Annotated in this window: 4 protein-coding genes; 3 read left to right on the plus strand and 1 reads right to left on the minus strand. The window is 72.9% G+C overall.

The genetic code is table 11. The features are described from left to right. Window positions 1-84: 84 nt before the first annotated feature. Genes metG through B5F84_RS09330 form a run of 3 tightly spaced genes read left to right on the plus strand, consistent with a single transcriptional unit; the run spans window position 85 to window position 3,581 of the window. Window positions 85-1,692 carry a methionine--tRNA ligase gene (gene metG / locus B5F84_RS09320; RefSeq protein WP_087323298.1) on the plus strand — a complete coding sequence of 536 codons (1,608 nt, stop codon included), beginning with the start codon at window positions 85-87 and terminating at the stop codon, window positions 1,690-1,692. Between the two features lie 2 nt (window positions 1,693-1,694). Beyond that, window positions 1,695-2,549 carry a 16S rRNA (adenine(1518)-N(6)/adenine(1519)-N(6))-dimethyltransferase RsmA gene (gene rsmA / locus B5F84_RS09325; protein WP_087323301.1) on the plus strand — a complete coding sequence of 285 codons (855 nt, stop codon included), beginning with the start codon at window positions 1,695-1,697 and terminating at the stop codon, window positions 2,547-2,549. A gap of 21 nt (window positions 2,550-2,570) precedes the next feature. Continuing rightward, window positions 2,571-3,581, plus strand: a complete 1,011-nt coding sequence (locus tag B5F84_RS09330) for a TatD family hydrolase (protein WP_087323303.1) — start codon at window positions 2,571-2,573, stop codon at window positions 3,579-3,581. A gap of 48 nt (window positions 3,582-3,629) precedes the next feature. Here the strand turns inward: B5F84_RS09330 and B5F84_RS09335 are convergent, their stop codons facing one another. Continuing rightward, window positions 3,630-4,205 (minus strand): hypothetical protein, encoded by a 576-nt coding sequence (locus B5F84_RS09335; protein ID WP_087323305.1) that lies wholly within the window; start codon window positions 4,203-4,205, stop codon window positions 3,630-3,632. Window positions 4,206-4,509: the final 304 nt, after the last annotated feature.

A 4,509-nucleotide genomic window follows, 5' to 3' on the forward strand; every position in this document is an offset into this window, starting at 1 on the left:
GACCCGCCCCCGCGCCGGACGCGCCGGCGCCCGCGGAAGAGTACAATCCACCCGTATGCCATCCGTCCGTCATGAGGAGAGTCAATGGCAGAGAAGCCGTCCTACTTCATCACCACCCCCATCTACTACGTCAACGCGGCCCCGCACCTGGGCACCGCGTACTGCACCATGCTCTGCGACGTCCAGGCGCGCTTCCGTCGCGCGGCCGGCTATGACGTCAAGTTCCTGACCGGCATGGACGAGCACGGCGAGAAGGTCGCCGAAGCCGCCGCGGCCCACGGCATGACCCCCCAGGAGTGGTGCGACTCCCAGGCCCCGCTCTTCACCACGCTCTGGGACCAGCTCGAGGTCTCCAACGACGACTTCATCCGCACGACCGAGCCGCGCCAGCACCACGCGGTCCAGTACCTCTGGGAGCGCATGCTCGAGTCCGGCTACCTCTACAAGGGCTCCTACGACGGCTGGTACTGCGTCCCCGAGGAGACCTACTTCACCGAGAACCAGGTCAAGAAGGCCGACGAGGAGCGCGGCACCCAGGGCCAGCACCTCTGCCCCGACTGCGGCCGCCCGCTCGAGCGCGTCCAGGAGGAGTCCTACTTCTTCAAGCTCTCCGCCTTCCAGGACCGTCTCCTGGCGCTCTACGACGAGCACCCCGACTTCGTCCAGCCCGACTTCCGCATGAACGAGGTCCGCTCCTTCGTGGAGGGCGGGCTCCAGGACACCTCCGTCAGCCGCACGAGCTTCGACTGGGGCATCAAGGTGCCCTTCGACGACGGCCACGTGACCTACGTGTGGTTTGACGCCCTCCTCAACTACATGACCGCCGTGGGCTACAGCCTGGACGACCCCGCCTCCGCGGCCGAGTTCGCCCGCCGCTGGCCCGCGCAGTGCCACATGGTGGGCAAGGACATCATCCGCTTTCACTGCATCCTCTGGCCCGCCATGCTCATGGCCATCGGCGAGGCCCTGCCCGAGCGCGTCTTCGTCCACGGGTTCCTCACCGTCCGCAACGCCGAGACGGGCAAGGCCGAGAAGATGTCCAAGTCCCGCGGCAACGCGATCGCCCCGCAGGACGTGATCGACCTCCTGGGCGTCGAGGGCTACCGCTACTACTTCATGACCGACGTCATCCACGGCGAGGACTCCGCGATCAGCTTTGAGCGCATGGAGCAGGTCTACAACGCCGACCTCGCCAACAGCTGGGGCAACCTGGTCTCCCGCGCGCTCAACATGAGCGCCAAGTACTTCGACGGCAGGACGCCTGAGACGCCCGAGGGCTGGGCCGAGAAGGACGGCGTGCTCGCGGGCGTCGCGCGCGGCATCTACGACCGCTACTTCGAGCGCATGGCCGCCTTCGACTACGCGGGCGCCAAGGACGTGGTCATGGAGCTCGTTCACGCCGCCAACCACTACATCGAGGACTCCGCGCCCTGGGCGGTGGCCAAGGACCCGGAGCGCGCAGGCGAGCTCGCCGGCATCATCCGCGACCTGCTCGAGTCCATCCGCATCTCGGCGCACCTGCTCGCGCCCTTCATGCCCGAGACCTCGGCCGAGGTCCTGCGCCGCATGAGCCTGGGCGACGAGGCGGGCACGAGCGACCTCGCCTCCGCCTGCGCCTGGGGCGGCCTTGCGGGCGGGGTGGGCGTGACCAAGGGCGACGCGCTCTTCCCGCGCCTCGACACCAAGAAGTAGCCGTGGGCGGGTCTCCGCTTGCCAGCCCCGGCGCCACGAGGGCGCTCCTCGAGGCGTACGGCCTGGCCACCAAGCATAGCCTGGGCCAGAACTTCCTGGTCAGCAACCACGTGGTCGAGAAGATCACAGACCTCGCCGAGCTCGCGCCCGACGAGCGCGTGCTCGAGGTGGGGCCCGGCATCGGCACGCTCACGCTGGCCCTTCTCGCCGAGGCGGGCCACGTGACGTCGATCGAGGCGGACCGCGAGCTCGAGCCCGTGCTCCGGACGCACGCCGCGGCGCACCCGGGCTTCTCGTTCCTCATGGGCGACGCCCTGCGCGTGACGCCGGGCCAGATCGTCGAGGCCGCGGGCGGCGAGCCCACGGCGCTGGTCTCCAACCTGCCCTATAACGTGGCCGCCACGATCATCCTCCAGTTCCTCCAGGACCTGCCGAGCCTGCGCCGGCTCGTCGTGATGGTGCAGGCCGAGGTCGCCGACCGCATCTGCGCCGCGCCGGGAAACCGCACCTACGGCGCCTATACGGCCAAGCTCGCCCTGCTCGCGCGGGTGACGGGCCGCTTTGAGGTGGGGCCGGGGAACTTCATGCCGCCCCCGCACGTGGACTCCGCCGTGGTGCGCCTCGACCGCGCGCCGCTCGTGGCGCCCGAGCGCGTGGCGGAGGTCTCCGTCGTGATCGACGCCGCCTTCGCGCAGCGTCGCAAGACCATAAGGAACTCGATGGCGGCCTCGGGCTTCTCGCGCGACGCGCTCGACGCCGCGTTCGCCGCGTGCGCGATCGCACCCACCTGCCGTGCCGAGACCCTCGCGCCGGCGGACTTCGTGCGCCTCGCCGACGCGCTCGCCCCGCTTGCCTGACCGCCCCGGAAAGGAGCCCCCATGTCCGAGAAGAACGCCCTCGACTGTCCTGACCTCGCTGACGGCGCGCTCTTTCGCGACCGCAGGGGCGCCCCCTGCCCCGCGCCCGCACCGCTGGCGCCGCTCGCGGACACGCACGGGCACCTCACGAGCTTCCGCTCCCTCGACCCCGCGCTCGCCCTCGCCCGCGCGGCCCTCGTGGGCGTGCGCCTGCTCGTGGTGCCGGTTGACCCGGTGAGCGACGTCCCGAGGAAGTGGGGGAGCGTGCCGGCGTTTCTTTCCTGGCTCGACGAGCAGGTCGAGCGCGCGGGCGCGTGCCTTGACGCGTGCGCCGCGCAGGGCGTCGTGCCGCCGGAGCTCGAGGGCTTCGACGCGCCGGCCCTTCTTGACAACGTGCGCATCGTCGCGGGGGCGCACCCCTACGGGTCCGCCGAGCTCGACGACGCGGCCATGGACCGCCTGCGGGAGCTCCTGGAGAGCCCGCGGTGCGTGGGCGTGGGCGAGTTCGGGCTCGACTACGGCCCTTACAACGACGTCCCCTACCAGGCGCAGGAGGAGGCCTTTCGCCGTCAGCTGCGCCTGGCGCACGAGCGCGACCTTCCCGTCGAGCTCCACATCCGCGACGCCGTGGGGGACGTGCGCGCCTGCGCGCACCTGGACGCCGCCCGCATCCTGCGCGAGGAGGGCGTCCCCGCGCGCGGCTGCGACCTGCACTGCTTCACCTCGGACGTCAAGGTGATGGAGGACTTCACGCGCCTGGGCTGCCACGTGGCGTTTGGCGGCGCGCTCACCTTCAGCCGCTCGGAGGACATCCGCGAGGCGGCCACGTTCTGTCCCACGCGCTTCCTGCTCACGGAGACGGACAGCCCCTACATGGCCCCGGTGCCCCTGCGCGGCGAGGAGTGCGAGCCGGCGATGGTCGCCTTCACCGCGGCGCTCCTCGCGGACGTGCGCGCCGAGGCGGGCCGGGGCTCGCGCGCGGCCACCTACCGCGCGCTCTGGGAGAACGCGCGGGCCCTCTTCGGGGCGTAGCGACGTCGGGCCGCCGCGGCCGGCGTGCGCCCCGCGCGCCCCGGCGGTTTACCTCGTCGCCCTTGCCATCATGGCGCAGAGCCCTGCCGCCACTGTCGCAAGGCGGGAGGGGCGGGCGAGCTGCGGCGGGAGGGGCCGCCCGGCGAGAAGTGCCATGAGGAGACGGTCGGTCGCCTCCGAGACGCGCCTGCGCGCCCAGCCCATGCGCGGCGTGCGCATGAGGCGCGGCAGGTGCTCCGCGCCGCTCACGACGAGCCCTCCCTGCCACGAGAGCCCCTCCTCCGTGCACGCGCGCCGGACCCCCAGGAGCGCCTCCCCCGCGTCCGCGGGGCCCCTGCCCTCGAGGCAGAGGAGGGCGTAGGCGCGCGTCCCGGGCGCAAGGCCGCCCAGCTCGGGCGACCCCTCCGCGCCCAGGACAAGAAGGGTCGCGTCGCAGTCCGCGCCCGCGTGCCCCGGGGCCACCCGCACGACGTCAGGGGCGGCCACGCCCGCGAGGCCCGCGTACACGGGAAGCGCCTCGACGATGTCTGCGAGCAGCGCCTTTGCCGCCGGCGCGCCCCCCGTTGCCACGAGCGCCACGCGTCGTGCCCCCGCGGGCGGCCTGTTCCCATCGAGCTTTCCCATGGGTCCCCCTTCCGTCATCGTCCCCATTGTGCACCCTGCGGGCCTCCGCCGCGCGGGGAGGGCCTGCTCGCCCGCCCGGCCGCAGGGCCGTCCCACCGCCGCCCGCACGCCCCGCGTGCGCCCGGCGCACGCCGCGCGGAAGCTTGTGGACGTCGAGGTTTCGTCCTCTCGCGGGGCGCCGGACGTCCGGGCGGCGCGCGGGGGTAGCCTGCGCAAGAGGGCGCCGCTGCCCGGGGCTCTTCCCGGCCGCGGCGGCCGGGCTCGTGCGCGGCGCGGGCTGCCCGCACGTCGGAGGGAGGGGCGC

Source organism: Olsenella sp. An290 (assembly GCF_002159535.1).
GTDB lineage: Bacteria > Actinomycetota > Coriobacteriia > Coriobacteriales > Atopobiaceae > Thermophilibacter.

Bases quoted from the DNA above. Each gene is read 5' to 3' on its own strand.
- B5F84_RS09330 (WP_087323303.1), top strand. From the start codon at position 2,571: ATGTCCGAGAAGAACGCCCTCGACTGTCCTGACCTCGCTGACGGCGCG.
- B5F84_RS09335 (WP_087323305.1), bottom strand. From the start codon at position 4,205: ATGGGAAAGCTCGATGGGAACAGGCCGCCCGCGGGGGCACGACGCGTG.
- metG (WP_087323298.1), top strand. From the start codon at position 85: ATGGCAGAGAAGCCGTCCTACTTCATCACCACCCCCATCTACTACGTC.